This window comes from Oceanobacillus sp. FSL H7-0719, from assembly GCF_045040795.1.
Classification (GTDB): domain Bacteria; phylum Bacillota; class Bacilli; order Bacillales; family Amphibacillaceae; genus Oceanobacillus.
In genome coordinates this window covers 2,854,441-2,871,353 of record NZ_CP150301.1, presented here as the reverse complement: position 1 = coordinate 2,871,353, position 16,913 = coordinate 2,854,441, and the positions used below count along the sequence as shown (strand labels likewise).

At 39.3% G+C, this 16,913-nt stretch carries 15 protein-coding genes and 1 tRNA gene; 1 reads left to right on the top strand and 15 read right to left on the bottom strand.

Annotated elements, in window-relative coordinates; translation table 11 throughout:
- Positions 1–46: 46 nt before the first annotated feature.
- From hpt to spoIIE, 5 genes are all read right to left on the bottom strand, one after another.
- Positions 47–595 carry a hypoxanthine phosphoribosyltransferase gene (gene hpt / locus NST93_RS14600; RefSeq protein WP_405103908.1) on the bottom strand — a complete coding sequence of 183 codons (549 nt, stop codon included), beginning with the start codon at positions 593–595 and terminating at the stop codon, positions 47–49.
- 25 nt (positions 596–620) lie between these two features.
- The gene (tilS, locus tag NST93_RS14595; RefSeq protein ID WP_405098275.1) at positions 621–2,012 is read right to left on the bottom strand and encodes a tRNA lysidine(34) synthetase TilS; all 1,392 of its coding nucleotides are present in this window, start codon (positions 2,010–2,012) and stop codon (positions 621–623) included.
- 135 nt (positions 2,013–2,147) lie between these two features.
- Positions 2,148–3,077 carry a protein kinase domain-containing protein gene (locus NST93_RS14590; protein WP_405098273.1) on the bottom strand — a complete coding sequence of 310 codons (930 nt, stop codon included), beginning with the start codon at positions 3,075–3,077 and terminating at the stop codon, positions 2,148–2,150.
- Positions 3,040–3,780: a VWA domain-containing protein gene (locus tag NST93_RS14585; RefSeq protein WP_405098271.1), complete on the bottom strand. Its 741-nt coding sequence runs from the start codon at positions 3,778–3,780 to the stop codon at positions 3,040–3,042. The genes NST93_RS14590 and NST93_RS14585 overlap by 38 nt, the downstream gene beginning before the upstream one ends.
- Before the next feature lie 59 nt (positions 3,781–3,839).
- On the bottom strand, positions 3,840–6,293 hold the full coding sequence (gene spoIIE / locus NST93_RS14580) for a stage II sporulation protein E (protein ID WP_405103906.1): 2,454 nt from the start codon (positions 6,291–6,293) through the stop codon (positions 3,840–3,842).
- 290 nt (positions 6,294–6,583) lie between these two features.
- On the opposite strand from spoIIE, the gene NST93_RS14575 reads away from it, so the two are divergent.
- Positions 6,584–6,657: transfer RNA gene (locus NST93_RS14575), tRNA-Met, on the top strand.
- A gap of 279 nt (positions 6,658–6,936) precedes the next feature.
- Here NST93_RS14575 and NST93_RS14570 read toward each other — a convergent pair.
- The 10 genes from NST93_RS14570 to NST93_RS14525 all read right to left on the bottom strand — a co-directional run bounded on the left by NST93_RS14570 (position 6,937) and on the right by NST93_RS14525 (position 16,908).
- Positions 6,937–7,320, bottom strand: coding sequence for a S1 domain-containing RNA-binding protein (locus tag NST93_RS14570; protein ID WP_405098269.1), 384 nt, complete (start codon positions 7,318–7,320; stop codon positions 6,937–6,939).
- Positions 7,321–7,394: 74 nt separating this feature from the next.
- Positions 7,395–7,775, bottom strand: coding sequence for a septum formation initiator family protein (locus NST93_RS14565; RefSeq protein ID WP_405098267.1), 381 nt, complete (start codon positions 7,773–7,775; stop codon positions 7,395–7,397).
- A gap of 5 nt (positions 7,776–7,780) precedes the next feature.
- Entirely contained in the window at positions 7,781–8,380 is a 600-nt protein-coding gene (gene yabQ / locus NST93_RS14560; protein WP_405098265.1) for a spore cortex biosynthesis protein YabQ, read from the bottom strand.
- Positions 8,377–8,679, bottom strand: coding sequence for a sporulation protein YabP (gene yabP / locus NST93_RS14555; protein WP_405098263.1), 303 nt, complete (start codon positions 8,677–8,679; stop codon positions 8,377–8,379). Before yabP ends, yabQ begins: the two co-directional genes overlap by 4 nt.
- A 73-nt stretch (positions 8,680–8,752) precedes the next feature.
- Positions 8,753–9,007 carry an RNA-binding S4 domain-containing protein gene (locus NST93_RS14550; RefSeq protein ID WP_405098261.1) on the bottom strand — a complete coding sequence of 85 codons (255 nt, stop codon included), beginning with the start codon at positions 9,005–9,007 and terminating at the stop codon, positions 8,753–8,755.
- Positions 9,004–10,458, bottom strand: coding sequence for a nucleoside triphosphate pyrophosphohydrolase (gene mazG, locus NST93_RS14545; RefSeq protein WP_405098259.1), 1,455 nt, complete (start codon positions 10,456–10,458; stop codon positions 9,004–9,006). The genes NST93_RS14550 and mazG overlap by 4 nt, the downstream gene beginning before the upstream one ends.
- A 1-nt stretch (position 10,459) precedes the next feature.
- On the bottom strand, positions 10,460–12,034 hold the full coding sequence (locus tag NST93_RS14540) for an oligosaccharide flippase family protein (RefSeq protein WP_405098257.1): 1,575 nt from the start codon (positions 12,032–12,034) through the stop codon (positions 10,460–10,462).
- A 283-nt stretch (positions 12,035–12,317) separates the two neighbouring features.
- A complete protein-coding gene (gene spoVT / locus NST93_RS14535) occupies positions 12,318–12,854 on the bottom strand; it encodes a stage V sporulation protein T (protein ID WP_405098255.1) in 537 nt (178 codons plus the stop codon).
- A 144-nt stretch (positions 12,855–12,998) separates the two neighbouring features.
- On the bottom strand, positions 12,999–16,523 hold the full coding sequence (mfd, locus tag NST93_RS14530) for a transcription-repair coupling factor (RefSeq protein ID WP_405098253.1): 3,525 nt from the start codon (positions 16,521–16,523) through the stop codon (positions 12,999–13,001).
- A 154-nt stretch (positions 16,524–16,677) separates the two neighbouring features.
- A complete protein-coding gene (locus tag NST93_RS14525; RefSeq protein ID WP_405098251.1) occupies positions 16,678–16,908 on the bottom strand; it encodes an anti-sigma-F factor Fin in 231 nt (76 codons plus the stop codon).
- Positions 16,909–16,913 lie beyond the last annotated feature (5 nt).

The following is a 16,913-nucleotide window of genomic DNA, read 5'->3' as shown; positions in this document are numbered from 1 at the left end:
TTATATTAAAACTGCTTTTTTAATCTTGTAATCGGAGAAAGCAGGCTTATTCCTCTTCGTCCGTATAGATTTCTTCCTTTAACACACCAATATACGGCAGATTACGATACCTTTGTACATAATCCAATCCATAACCTACTACAAACTCATTAGGCACTTCAAAGCCGACCAGATCTGCTGAAATTGCAGCAGTTCGACCAGATGGTTTATTTAACAGAGTCACGATTTTAATGGAATTTGCTTTGCGGTATTTGAAGAGATCAACCAAATAGCTTAACGTTAATCCACTATCAATAATATCTTCAATAATAAGCAGGTCTCGTCCTTCTACTTTCGTATCAAGGTCTTTTACGATTTTTACCTCCCCGCTTGACTTCGTTCCGCTGCCATAGCTGGAGACATCCATGAAGTCCATTTCCACATGGATATCCATGTGACGGAGAATATCAGACATGAATGGCATGGCGCCTTTCAATACACCAATTGCCAGAGGGAACTTGCCATCGTATTCTTTCGAAAGCTGTTCGCCAAGTTCTCTGCACTTCGCTTCGATTTCTTCCTCTGTAATTAAAATATGCTTAATATCCTTATGCATACTATCCTTTAACATGTTAATCCTCCTACAAATTACCTTTTTCATATTGTATATAAATAAACTGCTCATCATTCACTTCTTGACGTATCCCTTTTTTCAACCCAATCAGCCAAAGAACTTCCCCTTCATTATCAACAAGGAGCGGCCAGGTCTTTCTCTCTTCAATCGGTACTTTTGCATCAATAAAGATATCCTTTATTTTTTTCGTACCATTTAAACCTTTCCAGCTCATACGATCTCCTGGTTTTCGCGTTCGAATATGAAGTGGCAATGCTACCTCACTTTTTGCTATGTAGAAGGAAGAAGGATTCTCTAAAGGTTTATTATCTATTAGTTCTGCCGTAACGGTTGACAGGTCCGGTAACTGGATACTGTCTGGCATGGTTAGTGTTTTATGAAAAGATACCGGCTGTGGGTGCTGCGCATTGAAGTGAAATGTCAGCTTGTCATACACTTTGTTCAATTTCAAGCCACGCGGGAAGTCAATTTTCGCATTTCCTTCCGTATGCTCTAAAAGCGCAAAAAAATTCGCTTCATGGGTATAAGACAATTGATCTGGCAGTGTTTCATACAGATAGTTCAATATTAGATGAAAGGCACGTCTTTGTAAAGATTGGTCGTGCTTTTTAAATAAATTAATTTCCAAAGTCGCACTGTTTTTTTCCTCATCAAATACTGTCGTTTTTTCGAGTATTTTACCCGCCTCTTTCTGTAGATACGTTTCATCTTCTTGTAAAGTTTCACTCAGATGCTGTGCTGTGATATGTATATTGCTGTTTTTTTCCTTTAACAGCGGCAGTACGTGCTTACGATAATAATTTCTTGTATGTACGGTCTCAAAATTCGTTGCATCAATCTTTGGATGCAGTGCATGCTTTTCGCAATAAGCTTCAATTTCTTTCTTTGTTACTGCTAAGAACGGACGGATAATCTCTCCATCAGCCAACTTTCGTCTCACTGGAATTCCTGAAAATGCTGTTGACGAGGCGGAACGTACGAGCTTCATCAGCAATGTCTCCACCTGGTCATCTCCATGATGACCTAATGCAAGATAGTCAGCACCAAGCACTTTCATCCTCTCTGTAAAAAACTGATAACGCAGTTCGCGTGCAGCAACTTCTGTACTCAAACCATAAGCTTTTTCATAGGCTGGCACATCCAAAGATATTCCATGAAAGTCAATTCCCCATTCTTCACACCTTGCTTGCACATACTCCAAGTCTGCAATAGAGTCCTCTCCACGCAAGCAGTGATCAACAGAAAGTGCAACCAACTCTAACCTCCAATTTTCACGAAGCTCTTTCAGAAAATGCAATAGTGCTATCGAGTCAGGTCCACCCGAGACACCGACAAGTACTTTTGAATCTTTGCGTAAAAGTTGATGTTTTTCAATAAATGAAAGTATTGCTTTTTCCATTTCTCCCTCTCCATCCGAAACGTATCAGTGAGTGTTAAAAGGTAATCCGTAAAAGACATTTGAAAACCCTTTTTTGCAAGACCTTTTGAACAATCTCTATATGCTCTATTTATTTTATCATAGATGGAGAAGCAGCTAATAAATTAAAAAAGAAAAAAGTATATAAAATAAACTTAATAATGAAATCCATGCCGTTTCCAGCCATGTATGTTCCTTCTGCTTTTCCATTTTTCTGTCTTGCCGTTTTGGCGGCTGAACATAAATTTGGTTTAACTCATGTTTCATTTCCGATGCTGTATTATACTTACCGACGATTGCCTTTTTTAAGATCATGGCATAAGGTTTCAATTCTTTAACTTGATCTACCTTTTTTAGCAGATATTTGCCCCTGGCCTGTTCTGGGCGTGAAAACTGCTTCGGATAATAAATTTGCAGAAAAATCATAGCTAAGGCAAATAAGTCATAGCTTGGCTCTGCTTTTCTTGTACCCATTCCCCAATATCCGCGATCATAAAACTCTGTGTATTCTTTTATTGCTCTGCCAATCTGTGTAATGCCGCCAACATCAATCCAGCGAATATTGGGCGGGGTTGTCGAAACAATTAAATTATCCGCTTTTAAATCACCGAATACCCAGCCAGCTTGGTGTAATGCCTCCAGCCTCTCAATGAGCTGCATCATAAGCGGGGGGATCCATGCACCTCCATGCTGCTGGATAAATCCAGCAGCACTCTCCCCTTTTACAAACTCCATTACATAAAAAGAATACTTGCCGCCATGGGGCAGCATCCAATCATCCACATCGAATAGAGCAGGCCCGAGACTCCTCCCTTGGACCTGCTCTAAGGCTTTAAGCACATTTACTTCCATCGTTATCGATGTTTGTTTTTCACTTATTTTCAAAGCATAGTATTTTTGATTTCTTTCACATAAGTATACTGCGCCTATTGCTCCTTCGCCAAGCTTCCTTTTTATCGTGTACGTATTACCTTTAAACTTTCCGCTTATCAATGTTCCGGCATGGAGTTTAGTAGCCTGTTTCTTCAAAATCCGATTCATTGCCATGACGGAAGCTCCTTAGCAAGTTTTTCTTTCCAAACTGATACATCGCTTCAAGAATTGCGGGTCCTGTTGGTGTAATACCACCACTTGTAATCTTTGGAAACACTGCAGAAATAGAATCCATCTTTGGAGTCCAATCTAATACTTTTTGGATGTCCTTCCGTCTGCCAGGGAAACTATAAATTGCAAATTTATTCTTTCCTATTCGCGCATTTAAGCTAATTGACAGGTCAATCAATGATTCTTTCACCATTTGCAGCTTATGGTGCATACTTGCGCTTGTATCAAGAAGAATAAGTACCTCTAAATCTGCCGTCTCCCCTAATTCTTCAACAACTTCAATAATTTCTCCGCGTTTTTCCGGCTCAATATCCTCCAGTGTTTGGTTTTTGCCGAGAATATGTTCAAGTTCCTTATTCACATACCCTTGTAACGTTTGATTCATCGCCTGTTTTGTTACCATTTGTACTGTCTGTGATAGTGCCTCACTATAAACAATTTGACTGACTCCGCCCCCTGACAATGCGATATCCTCTATTTCTTGCAAGCCATGACTTTCTTCACTTTCATCATGGTCGAGAATACCAATCACATTCACTGTTATCCCTTGCTGAAAGGCTAGCGCTGCTACAGCAGCCGGATCTTCTCCCTGATTTGAACAGCCATCCGTCAGCAATAAAATCTGCTTTAAAGTACCTTTTTTCATGCAATCTACCTCCCGTTCCTAGTTGTACTAGCTTCACCAGAAACGAGTCCCGATATACCTTAACCCAGCGCCTTATTTGGATAAATCGGAATCGATGCCCATTTCGGCTGGTTTTTATTTACCTTTGCAACAAGAACGGTCATATCATCATCAATATCACCTGACTTGGTACGAATCACTTCCTCTAGCAATAAATCAGCAATCTCTTGCGGATCATCTGTTGTCATTTCCTTTAGTTTTCGCTTTACCCAAAGCTCGGTATTCTCTACATGCTTTGGACCATCAAAAATGCCATCACTGATCATAACGAGAATATCGCCAGAAATAAGCTGGTCACTGACTATATCCACCTCAACATCATGAATAATTCCCATAGGGAGATTACTAGCTTCGATTTTAATGACTTCATTTCCTCGTTTGACAAAACTTGGTGCAGCACTCACCTTCAAAAACTTCACCATCGCATGATTTAGGTCAATTACTGCTAAATCAAGGGTGGCAAACATCTCATCTGTTGTTCTTAAAGCGAGAATAGAATTAATTGATTTAATTGCAACCTTTTCAGGGATGCCAATTTGAAGAATCTGCTGGAGCAGTCTTAAAGTCTCCTCACTTTCCTCTCTTGCTCTCTTCCCATTCCCCATTCCATCGCTAATCGCCATCGCATATTTCCCCTCGCCAAGCTCCATCGTTCGAAAGCTGTCCCCAGAAATAAACCCGCCGCCCTTTGCAGCATTTGCTGCTCCAGTCTCCACGATAAATTCCTTCGCTGAACCAAATGCTAAATAACTGTATCCATTAGGAAACGGTGAAATTTCCTCTTCTTTAACTATAATCATCTCTCCTAAAATATCAGATAATACTGGAGCAATCAGCTTTTCTCCCTCTCCATGGTAATCATAGATTGACAGTGTCATCTCAATATCAACATTTCCTTTATCCAGTTGATAGATATCTAGTTTTTCCAGTTCAATTCCCAGCCTGGTTAATGCCTCCATAATCTGTTTTTCCTGTATTTCATGATGCTCCCGCTCTTTCAAGATTTCATTCGCAAAATCATCCATTACTTCTGATACTCCAAATAATTGATCTGCTACAAGTCGTTTGCTTTCCAGCACTTGTCGTCGCAATCGGCGATTTGCCATAAAGTAGGTCATCTCTTCCTTCATCACCTCGGCAACCTGTTTCGATTTGACACAATGATTTTCAAATTCCCGAACCAGCTTACGATTCGGCTGATTATCCTCAGCAAAGTCTTCCTTCATTTCCTCCATCAGTGAATAGGTCTTATCAAATTCCTTTTGCCAACAACGATCTTTCATAAAGCAGGATTGGCAAGTCCTTTCGGTTACTTGACTTAAGAATTGATCTGTATCTCGTTTTTCTTCTAAAAGATCAGCCGAATCGTATTCTTTCCCAGTAAAGCTTCTTGCTAATGCATCAAATACACTAGAGAATTGTTTCACTCTTTTCGCTGTAACATCACGCACTTTCTGTAAGTATTGCTGCTGTTCCTTCGTGTGCTCCTCTGTCCCAGGTATATAGCGAGAGATATTGGAAAACCAGCTTGCAGGAGTTAGGATAAAAAGAAATATTGCTATCAGAGATTCCGTTAATGAACCTGCTAAAGTGACACTATCACCATAAATTGTGATGAGAAAGGTACCGACCAGCAGTCCCGCTCCCACACCAATTTTATTTCCTTCCTTTAGCAAGCCGCCTAGCAGCCCCGAAAATGCGAGAAGACTCATTTGATATAAATTGGCGACATTTGCAAGTGACAGGATTAACCCTGCAACTACACCAACAGTTGAACCAATAGCCGGACCACCAACAAAGGCAAATACAAGAACAAAGTAGCGGGAAAAAACCTGTTCCATCGATGCCCCGTAAACCTCCCAGCCAATGGTACCGGTTAAGATGGAGGCAATCAGGATAATCATGCAGACAATTTCTTCATTTTTTAACACTGGTTTATATCGTTTGGGTGATATTAGTGGAATACTTTGCATAAAGATAAGTACAAGAACAGCACCCAGTACACTTTCCACGACAATCAGCAGCCACTCATAGGAGGTAATTGTCCCATTTATCGAATAAAGAAAAATGCGTGGAAGAAATGTAGCGAACGCAACAACAAATGGCATCACCAGTTTTTCTTTTCTAATATATTTAGCAAATGCTGAAAACACAATAAATACTAGAGCTGCTAGCCCAATGAAGATAATATGATGTAGTGAATAGCTCCAAGCCCCGGCTAAAACTGCCAGCATGGAAAGTGCCAACTTTTTGCGCTGAATCAGCCAAATACTAGCGAGGAAAGCGAACGCAAAGGGTGAGACTACAGAAAGTATGACTGCTCTCCCCAGCAAAAAGCCCAATAATACAAACAGCAGGCCACGGTCAATAAAAAGTTGTTTTGTCCTGACTTTCCATATATCACCTCTCTCTTTGAAGGTTTTCTTTCTCCTTACTACATATCCCGATGATTCTACGGACTCTATCATGCACATCACTCCATTCTTTTCTGACAAGTAAACCACATTATTCCTTTTTTTGTTGTCAGATTTTCAGAGGTCGTCCAATAAATCGTTCGACGGTATTCTGAAAAGTAAGCAGTTTTCTACAAGAACACTTGTATGCTTCCCCCTCAAAGTTTGCGTTAGCAATAGGCTTTACTGGCTTTTTATAGAATGGAATTTTATAAATTTATAAGATTGTTTGACGAATAATTGCTGATTCCTGAAATTATCTATTGACACATTGCGATTCCTGTTGTATTATATATTTCGTTGACTGTTTTGGCGGCGTAGCTCAGCTGGCGAGAGCGTACGGTTCATACCCGTGAGGTCGTGGGTTCGATCCCCTCCGCCGCTATACTTAAAAAATCCGATAGCAATTTTGCTGTCGGATTTTTTTATGCCTTTTTTCTTATTCACCTAGTCAAACACCACTAAACTTATAGCTTATTTTAAATCCCAGATTAATAAAGTTATCGTCAGTCTATTTATGATATTAATTTTTTATTGGGTAAAGAGAGTTGGATTATTCAAGTTGGAAGGATTTGCATAATGCAAAACAGCAGAATATCATTTTAGAATGACATTCTGCTGTTCTCTATGATTAGAGCATTATTATTTTATTAGACAGCAAACATTAGCCGCGTTTAGCACCTCGACCTCCACGTTTTGACTCAGTATGCTTTTTAAGTGAAGCTAAACGGTCTTCCGAGTCTTTAAGAAAACGGCTCATTTTCGCTTCGAAATTCTCGGTACGTTCTCTTGGACTCTTTTGGCGAACTGGTTTTTCCTTTGCTTTCTTTATAGAAAGACCAATTTTACCATCTTTCTCAACATTAATGACTTTTACCTCTACTGTATCACCAACGCTTAAGTGCTCATTAATGTCTTTGACATAGTTATCAGCAACTTCACTAATATGGACTAGACCTGTTTTCCCTTTCTCGAGCTCAACAAATGCCCCAAAATTAGTGATTCCTGTTACCTTCCCTTGCAGCTTGCTGCCTACTTCGATTGACATAAAAAAAATGCTCCTCCTTAAAAGATTAAATATAACTTCTCTATACTATAGTATATGGATGTTCATGAAAAGTGTCAATAAGACGGGTCCTCATCAGGGAGTTTAAAAATTAATTCTCCTTTTTTAGTGAGGAAATAATTCGTCCTTGCAATGTCTAGAACATAGTTCTCATCGTTCAATAACTCAATTTCTTCCTGAAGTCTGGATTCTTCCTTCTTCAAATCAGCTAGCTCTTGCTCCAGTTGTTCGTATTGTTCCGTTTTCTCGGCATGTAATATTCGCTGATTCATATGATATGCAGCCATACCACCGATCACCAACGCTGTCACAATCGCAAACAATACAAGACGACGAATTAGGCGCTGTTTTTTTCTTTTCTGTCTTACTATGTAGGCATCATACTGCTGTACATAATTCGAATCCAATCTCGTTACAGTCTTTTTCTTTGCGGACAATTACGTTACCTCCTTTTAAACGTCATATACTTCAACCATTTTTGAGATATATGCTTTATTGTACTATAAACTCCCACAAATTTGTGTAAAAATTTAATAATATTTTTTGGCAGCAATGGATAGAACCATCTTCCCAGTAAAATTAAAGGGAAAAAGATGATCTTTAATAAAAAGAAGATTATTTTAAAAGTGGTTTGCAGCAGAAATAGCACGATTGTCGCACATAAAAGGAAAAGCCATTTCACAGGAGTGAATAGGAAAAGGAAGAACAATCTTTCAAAAAACTGAAAAATCTGCCAACCAATATAGATCGCCCTTTCCAGCACACGCATGTAAATGGTCTTTAATAAAGCCTGGTAGGCTGAGTAACCGAGTAAACCTGCTAGAAAAATATAGACTCGTAACTCTCCACCATTTGTCTGAAATAATACATAGAAAATAATACATGCCTGCAGCATCCAAAAACTGATTTCCAGCACGTAACTTACCAATTTTCTCCTTTTCCAATGAATCGCAAAACGACGGAACATGTCATGCACCATACCCAGATAAATTCCGCTCAACGTCATCACAGCTATTGTTATAAATTGGACGGAAAGCGTCATCTGAATAACTTACTAAAGAACCCTTTAGCTTTCTCCCCTTGTGTTTCATCAATATAGGAAAGCTCATATATCCTGCCTTTAATTGTCACATTACCAGATCCGACATCAAGGTTTTTTAATTGCAGATTCTGACCGCGAATAATCATATATCCCTGCACTGTTTCAAGAAGAAATTCTTCATTGTCAAAGCTGTCAACTTCTTTTACACCGCTTATTTCAAGACTTTTACGGTTATTTAATTTTACCTGGTGATCCATTTCTACACGATTACTGCTTGGAAAATTACTATATTCATTCATAGAAAAACCCTCCTTCTCAATCTAATTTTATGAGAGGAGGGACAAGTATAGAACTTATTTCGTGTCTGTGTTATCAGATTTTTTCTTCTTTCAATACGGTATATAGCGTTTCTGCTTCATCTTTTTTCACTGTTTCACGTGTATCATTTACTTTAACTGTAACCCGCTTTTGTCCAAATTGAATTGTCATCGTATCCCCTGGATTGACTGTTGCCGATGCCTTTGCAGAATTGCCGTTAATCATAATTCTCCCTTGATCTGCTACTTCCTTAGCTAAGGTCCGGCGCTTAATTAGCCGAGACACTTTTAAAAACTTATCTAACCTCATGCTTCTCCCTCTCTTTCCTTTGCCTGATTCCAATAATAATCCATTTCTTCTAGTGTGCTTTCCTCAAATCTTTTCCCCGACTTCTTTAATGTTTCCTCAATGAAGGTGAATCTTGAAGTAAATTTATTGTTGGCTCCATTTAAAGCCACTTCTGGATTTATTTTATAAAATCTTATCAGGTTTGCAACTACAAATAAGACATCCCCAAATTCATCTTCAATATCTGCAATGTCTCTACTTGTAATTGCTTCTTTAACCTCTGCAATCTCTTCTTCAAGCTTTTGCCAGATATCTGCCACCTCTGTCCAATCAAATCCAACTTTAGCAGCTTTGCGCTGCAATTTATAGGCTTTTGCAAGTGCAGGTAAATGCTTCGGAATGCCATCTAAAACAGAATCTCTTGCTTTGCCTTTTTCCTCTTGTTTCAATGTATCCCAATTTGTCACCACTTCCTCAATGGAATCAACATCTGCGTTTCCAAAAACATGGGGATGACGATGAATCATTTTATTTGTTATGGAATGGATTACATCATCAATTGTGAAGTAGCCTGCATCTTCACCAATTTGACTATGAAGAACAATATGCATTAATAAGTCGCCGAGTTCCTCGATAATGTTATCATCATCTTCATTATCAATTGCATCAATTAATTCATAAACCTCTTCAATCGTATGCTCTCTAAGAGATTCATGCGTTTGTGCCTGATCCCAGGGACAGCCGCCTGGACCCCGAAGTGTTCGCATAACTTCAACAATCCGTGAGAATGTATGATTTAACTGGCTATGCGAGACTGGCGGTACATACAGACTCGTTAAATTATTAACCTCTACAGAATGATCCAACTCTTCAAGCGGCAGCCGGGTAAGCCTCTCATCTTCTGTCCCTGCAGCTTCAATAAGAACTACCTCATATTCTGGAGGTAAATCCTCAAGCAATGTCAGCTTTACCTCAGAAGCAATGAAACGGTCATAAACCTGGCAAAATACCAAATGTTGTTCGTAATTTAATTGCCGACGTTCAAAGCTCGTTCCATCAACAAATTGGAAACCATCAATCGGGTCAATTTTTAACGAAGCAAACAAGGCATCTAAATAACTTTGCCCTCCGATAATTTCTATTGTTATTTCATCCTGTTCTATCAGCAGCTGAACTGTTTTCTCTGCTAGCATCGGGTGTCCAGGAACAGTATAAATAATCTCCTCCTGTCCCGCCTTTTCCAGTAAAAATTGCGCAATATTATGATAAACTGCTGAAAACCCATCCTCTGCTTCATACATTGCATCAAACGAAGAGAAGACTACTCCTTCTTTTTGCAAGGTTTCAATTACTGGATGATCTAATGTGCGTGTATAAATAACTTTTTTCGCATCAATCAATTTACGGTAAATGCCAAGCGGAAGCTGATTTATATCTCCTGCACCAAGCCCAAGTATTTCAATCTTACTCATATCACTTTCTCTCCTTATATATACGCATCCACAGCTCTGAAAACGGCAGCATGCTTATTTCCTTCGCGGTGAAGGCCCGTCCGCGGAATAGAATGATTAAATAAATACAAGCACCTGTGCCTGCAGTAAACAATACATAAACGAACGCACCCGTCCGTGATAGACTATCTGGGATAAATAAGTCAATTAAATAAATAAAAGCTAACATACCACAAACAGCGAATAGAAGTGTGAGCCAATTAACTTGTCTCATTACCTTTAAGTTTGGCAGTTTTCGTTTTAGTTCAAGCATAACTAATAAAAATAAGCCAAATAAGCTTAACACCGTTGCTAAAGCTCCACCGGTTATTCCAAACAGCGGCACGAGCAGCAGATTGCCAATCCACTTCAATAACAGAGTGATCAGGATGAACAGCGCAGTTCGCTTAATAAAACCCATCCCCTGCAGGATAGTTGATGCTGTTATTGCAACAGAACTCAGTAAAATTGCAAGTACAAGTATCTGCAAATCCAGTGTACCTTTATCATCTTGAAAGAGTAATAAATTTGCTTCAGGCATAATAGCAATCAATCCTGCTGTAGCACCAACAGCTAAATATAAGCCGATTGCCAAGCTGCTGCGGATATTTTGATAGAATTGCACCTCATCTTCCCTTAATCTTTTTGCTGAGATAGAAGGAATCATTGCAAGTGCAAAAGAGGAGCCTAAAACTGTACCAAGCTGAATGAGCGGCTGACCGCGGTCCAGCACACCTTTTGCTTCCATTGCTTCTGTTTTTGCCAATCCATATTCCATTAATGCTGGAATTAAAGTAAAGGCATCAGCAAATTGAAGCAATAATAAAACCATATGATTAAGTGAAGCAACTAAACCAAGCAGCACTATTGTCCGCAGGTAATATTTCCAGGGAATAAATTGTTCTATTGCATGCGGCAGTTTATTTTTCCGAATAAATAAAAGCAATATTACTAAAGCTGCGAGACCTCCAATTAAACTCGCAACGGCCGCCCCTTCACCAATGTGATAAAGGCTGCCACCGGAGGCACTCACGCTGATGGCAACAAGTATAATGAATACGACACGTACAAGCTGTTCCCCAATTTGTGAATATGCCGTTGGTTTCATCAGGTATTTCCCCTGAAAGACTCCACGCAAGATTGCTGTGAAGGGAATAATAAGCAGACTAAGAGCAGCCAATTGATATGACCTTATAAGTCCTGCATCCCCAACCCAAGCCGCTAGCATTTCTGCATTCATAAATAACAAGCTAGCAAGTACACCCATGATTAAAAATAAAATAATAAAGACTGGCATGTAAAAGCTTTTTAAAGTGAGGTTTTTCCCAGCAGCCTTCGACTCTGCCGTTAATTTTGATATTGCAGATGGAAATCCATATAAAGCAAGTACAAGTGCCATCCCAAGCAGCGGATAAACCTGCTGATAAATATAAAAGCCAATATCACCAGTTAAATTCTGTAATGGAACCCGGTAACCCGCACTCAGCACCTTGCTGATTAAACCAGCCAATGTTAATAGAAAAGCACCCTTTACTAAGCTCCTTGATTCATTTCCCAACGTCACCAACAACCTTTTACACACTGATAATTTTTATATATTATACCATACATACAAAGACAGAATCCTCCTGTTAGCCACGGACAACCTGAGCAATCTTGCTGCAGAGTCAGCATTCCTTCAGCCCTTACCTTCGAGATAAGTACTTAGCACTTCACTTCTCTAGTCGCTGGCAATGTGAACCCCACAGCAATTCACCACCTAGATAATTCCGTACCTGGCACACTGCAAAAAGACAAAAGCCAATGCTGGCTTTTGTCTTTTCTTTTATCATTTAAAATAACTATTCCATTTGTTTGCCTAAAAATACCGCTGCAGTTTCACTCACCTTTTGTTCGACTTCAGTAAACTTATGTCCTTCTTGTGAGAAAAGCAGTACACAGCCGATTGGATCTCCATTAGCGATAATTGGTTGGAGGCAGTACGAGTCGAGTGCTGTTTCTTTCCCTTGCAGAATCTCAATCGTTTCCTTTTCTGTTTTTAACAGCTGTGAACGATTCTCAATTGCTTTCGTCACGTCAGCGCCTATCATTTTATTTAAGTAATCCTTTTTTGACTCACCTGCAACCGCAATAATGTCATCACGATCACAAATAAGCACTGGTGTTTTTAATGAATCAAATAAAGACTCTGCATATTCTTGTGCAAAATGGCCGAGTTCACTAATTGGTGAATACTTTTTCAAAATAACCTCGCCATCCCGGTCAACAAAAATTTCAAGGGGATCCCCTTCTCGAATCCGCAATGTTCTTCTAATTTCTTTAGGAATAACTACTCTTCCTAAATCATCAATTCTTCGTACAATCCCTGTTGCTTTCATTCCTATTGCCTCACTTTCCAATGAAAATTACAATTTAGAGCGTGTCTAAACACACTTTTATTCACTATATGTTTCAGGTAATTATCACCAGTGTTAGTTTTAGTATGAGGCAACTTGGGAGAAATATACATTCCTGTTCAAAGATTATGCACTGCGATCCACATTTGCTAATTTTTTCATAAATGATTCTGCCATATCAAAGCGCTGATGCTTCGTTTCATTATTCCATGTGATAACTATTTTCAGTTTCGTATTTTCCGTTCCGAGCTGGATATTGCGGCCAAATGCATTCGCCTCTTCGAATAATTTCGAACCATCTATTCCCTTGCTGCGGTTATCTTCAATTAAAAGTTCAAGTTTCTTCGGCTTTTCTGTAATCGATTCTACTCTCTCTCTACGTCCCTGCAGCCTCAATTTAGAAACAATAAATAAGTTCTCTACTTCCTCAGGATAATCACCAAAACGGTCAATCAGCTCATCCTGCAGTTCAGTAATATCTGTATCCGATTCAATCGTCTGGAACATCTTGTAGACATCAATTTTCTGTTTCTCATCAGCAATATAATCCTCAGGGATATACGCATCAATCTTCAAGGATATCTCTGGTTCAAATGGCGTAATATCCTCCAGTTCCTTGCCATCCTTTCGCGCATCAATCGCATCTTTTAACATTTTCGAATAGAGGTCATAACCAACGGAATCGATAAAGCCATGCTGCTGTGACCCCAGTAAATTACCTGCACCACGAATGGATAAATCACGCATTGCAATTTTAAATCCTGAACCAAGTTCAGTAAACTCCTTAATGGCTTGTAATCTCTTTTCTGCAACTTCACTAAGGATCTTCTCTTGTTTATAAGTAAAGTAGGCATATGCTACACGATTAGAACGACCGACACGACCGCGAAGCTGGTACAGCTGGCTGAGTCCCATACGGTCAGCATCATTTACAATTAATGTATTCACATTGGGAATATCAACGCCTGTTTCAATAATCGTTGTGCTGACTAAAACATCAAACTCTCCTTCTAAAAAGCCAAGAATGACATTTTCCAGCTCCGATTCATTCATTTGTCCATGTGCAACTGCAATTCGGGCACCATCCACAAGCATCCCGAGGTCTCGAGCAATTTTATCAATATTATCTACCCGATTATATAGGAAAAATACCTGACCTCCCCTTGCCATCTCTCTTTCAATTGCTTCACGTACAAGAATCGGATTATATTCCATCACATATGTTTGGATTGGGAAGCGATTTTCCGGCGGTGTTTCAAGAACAGAAAGGTCTCGTACACCAAGCATCGACATATGCAATGTTCTTGGGATAGGTGTTGCTGTTAGTGTGAGCACATCTACATTCGTTTTTAATTGCTTAACTTTTTCTTTATGTTTTACTCCAAAACGCTGCTCTTCATCAACAATAAGCAAGCCTAAGTCATGATAGCGCACATCTTTTGATAATACACGATGTGTGCCAATCACAATATCAATGGTTCCCTTTCTGAGACCATTAATCGTATCCGTTTGCTGTTTGCGTGTACGGAATCTGCTTAATAAGCCTATATTGATCGCATGATCTTGGAAACGTTCGCGGATTGTCTCGTAATGCTGTTGAGCTAATATGGTTGTTGGCACTAGAAAAGCAACTTGTTTACCATCTGCAATTGCTTTAAAGGCAGCTCGAATTGCTACTTCTGTTTTTCCATAACCTACATCCCCGCATAGCAAACGGTCCATCGGCCGCTCTCTCTCCATATCTGATTTAATTTCCGAAATACAGCGAAGTTGATCGTCCGTCTCCTGATATGGAAATGATGCCTCAAATTCGCGCTGCATCTCAGAGTCAGGTGAAAATGCATAGCCTTTTCGAGCCTCACGTTCTGCATATAATTTAATTAAGTCGTCCGCAATATCTTCCACTGAAGATTGTACACGGCGCTTTACTTTTGCCCATTCTGAGCCACCTAACTTATAAAGCTTCGGCTCCTTACTTTCTGACCCAACAAACTTTTGCACAAGATCTATCTGATCAATTGGCACAAATAACTTATCATCGCCAGAATATCTGATCAGCATATAATCATTATGCATCCCGTTCATCTCAAGTGTTTCGATACCTAAATATCTTCCAACACCATGGTTTGCATGTACTACATAGTCACCAATATTTAATTCTTGGTAACTCTTTATCCGCTCCGCATTTGAGATTTTCTGTGGTTTTCGTTTTCGTTTTGTCTGCTTTTTAAATAGTTCACTTTCTGTAATAATGACTAGTTTATGCATTGGCAATTCGATTCCATTTGTTAAATTGCCAATAGTAATCGTCGGCTTCGTAACTGGAAGTTCCAGCTGCTTCGCAACAGCAGATTCAATCTGATAATCAGATAAAATAGAATAAACCTTTTCCGCTCTTTTTTCGTTTTCTGCAAGAATTAAAACAGAAAATCCACCCTTTTCCCAGCGCTGTAATTCATTCTTAAACAGATGCATCTGGCCATGAAACTCTTGCATTGCTCGAGAAGAAAGGTTAATAATATTTTCTGGCTGTGTATTCGGTATATGACGTAAAAATACAGACATATAAATCCGCTGTTGGTTCATTTTCTCTAAAATGGTATGCCAATCAAAAGAAAAGCGGCTTCCTTTAACCATTTTATTCGCTTCCAGCAGGTTACTGTACCATTCAGCTTCCTCTGTATCTAAGTTTGCTGCCGTCTCCTGAATCCGGCCCATTTCCTCAAGAACAATCAATCCATCATCCGAAAGATAATCTAGTAAACTTGCAGGGTTTTCATATAAAAATCCAATGTATTTATACATCTCCTGAAATCTTTCCATGCCCTTCAGACGACTAATATCATATTCTATCGTTTCAAGAAGCTCTTCTTTCGCCTCTTTCGATGTTTTATTCTTTAAACTTTCTGCCAAAGCTTTCTCTATTCGCTCAGATGCGGATAGGATATCTTCCTGTGTTAGCAGCAGTTCTGTACCGGGACCAATTATAATTTGATTGACCCGCTCCAATGAGCGCTGCGTATCTGCATCAAAATAACGAATGGAATCAATTTCCACATCGAATAATTCAATCCGGACAGGGTGTTTCTCTGTTAATGGGTAAATATCAATAATTCCGCCACGCCGACTAAACTCTCCTGGTCTCGTTACCATTGATGCATGCTCATACCCCATCTCTACTAAAGAAGAAAGATAGCTTTCTAAATCAATCTCTTCTCCCTCAGTAAATTTAAGCTGATATTTAGCCCAATAATGCGGCTGAGGCAGCATACGCTTTAATGCTGCAATTGGGGCAATCAATATTCCCGACTTATTCTCAGACCATGCCGATAAAGCCTCGATTCGCTGGCTTCTCAGTTCCGGACTCGAGGTTGCTATCTCTGATGCAATCAATTCGTTCACTGGATACAGATGCACCTGATCCTCATCAGCCATCTCCGATAAATCATCATATAACTGCTGTGCTTGAATCAGCTGATGGGTAACTAAAAGTACAGGCCGATTCGTTGATTCATTAATAACAGAAACAAGCATGCTTCTAGCAGAACCTGAAAGCCCTGCGACAAGCTGTTCCTTCATTCCGTTAGATATCCCGCTAATAATGGATTGGATATCCTCCTTTGATTGTAAAAACGCATTTATTCCGTTCATGTTATACCCCTCTTACCTATTTCCAAAATTAAGCGCAAAAATGCTTTGGTTTTTCACCAAAGCTAAAGCTGCGTGTTCATAAGGAGCCTGAAATAAAATAGCAGTTCACGTTATCGTTTTACAGGCCTTTCGAACATTCTTAAAAATGATTATTTTATTGTATGAAATAATCGAGTTCATGATAATGCGGATGATGCATGAATGTCTCTTCACAGCAATCACAAATCGCAAAAATTGTCCACTCACCATTTGAGTTATACTCCATCATTTCTCTTTTTTCTCTTTTTGTTAATTGATCAATCCCCAAAAGAGAAGGCTTGACCATTTCTCCTTCGAGTCTGCCAATCAACTGACTGCAATGCCTGCATTGATAGACAAGTGTCACAAATA

Excerpts from the sequence above, each read along its gene's own strand:
- NST93_RS14590 (WP_405098273.1), bottom strand. The coding sequence starts at position 3,077 with ATGGCAATGAATCGGATTTTGAAGAAACAGGCTACTAAACTCCATGCC.
- NST93_RS14550 (WP_405098261.1), bottom strand. The coding sequence starts at position 9,007 with ATGAGGTTAGATAAGTTTTTAAAAGTGTCTCGGCTAATTAAGCGCCGG.
- NST93_RS14585 (WP_405098271.1), bottom strand. The coding sequence starts at position 3,780 with ATGAAAAAAGGTACTTTAAAGCAGATTTTATTGCTGACGGATGGCTGT.
- tilS (WP_405098275.1), bottom strand. The coding sequence starts at position 2,012 with ATGGAAAAAGCAATACTTTCATTTATTGAAAAACATCAACTTTTACGC.
- yabP (WP_405098263.1), bottom strand. The coding sequence starts at position 8,679 with ATGAATGAATATAGTAATTTTCCAAGCAGTAATCGTGTAGAAATGGAT.
- hpt (WP_405103908.1), bottom strand. The coding sequence starts at position 595 with ATGCATAAGGATATTAAGCATATTTTAATTACAGAGGAAGAAATCGAA.
- yabQ (WP_405098265.1), bottom strand. The coding sequence starts at position 8,380 with ATGACGCTTTCCGTCCAATTTATAACAATAGCTGTGATGACGTTGAGC.
- spoVT (WP_405098255.1), bottom strand. The coding sequence starts at position 12,854 with ATGAAAGCAACAGGGATTGTACGAAGAATTGATGATTTAGGAAGAGTA.
- NST93_RS14570 (WP_405098269.1), bottom strand. The coding sequence starts at position 7,320 with ATGTCAATCGAAGTAGGCAGCAAGCTGCAAGGGAAGGTAACAGGAATC.
- mazG (WP_405098259.1), bottom strand. The coding sequence starts at position 10,458 with ATGAGTAAGATTGAAATACTTGGGCTTGGTGCAGGAGATATAAATCAG.
- mfd (WP_405098253.1), bottom strand. The coding sequence starts at position 16,523 with ATGAACGGAATAAATGCGTTTTTACAATCAAAGGAGGATATCCAATCC.
- spoIIE (WP_405103906.1), bottom strand. The coding sequence starts at position 6,293 with ATGTGCATGATAGAGTCCGTAGAATCATCGGGATATGTAGTAAGGAGA.